This is a genomic window from Bradyrhizobium sp. Kon69 (genome assembly GCF_055807515.1).
The window spans coordinates 1-276 of sequence record NZ_JBVVOS010000329.1; the positions used below are offsets into that span (position 1 = coordinate 1).

The window sequence follows — 276 nt, forward strand, 5'->3', positions numbered from 1 at the left end:
AAAACACATGAGGAAAAAAATATGAATTTTTTTAAATTGGCGCCTCAACTGTCAAACAGCCGCAGCGTTGTCGATAAACAATTCGATAATGCGATGGAACACGCTGTGCAAGATCCCGAAAACCTGCGAGAACTCTCCGCGCTGTTTGGAAAATTATCGCGAGACGCTTTTTATACTCAGTTAGCACAGCATGAACAAGGCCGTGCCGCTCATATGATGTACAAAACGACGTTTGATAGCTTTCAGTAATTGAACAGTTTACTTATCAATTGGTTT

1 protein-coding gene is annotated in these 276 nt (G+C 40.9%); it reads left to right on the top strand.

What is annotated here, in order from left to right; genetic code table 11:
- Positions 1 to 249 (top strand): hypothetical protein (locus tag AC0L3U_RS39355; protein ID WP_473365114.1); only part of this gene is annotated, 249 nt, incomplete at its 5' end.
- Positions 250 to 276 lie beyond the last annotated feature (27 nt).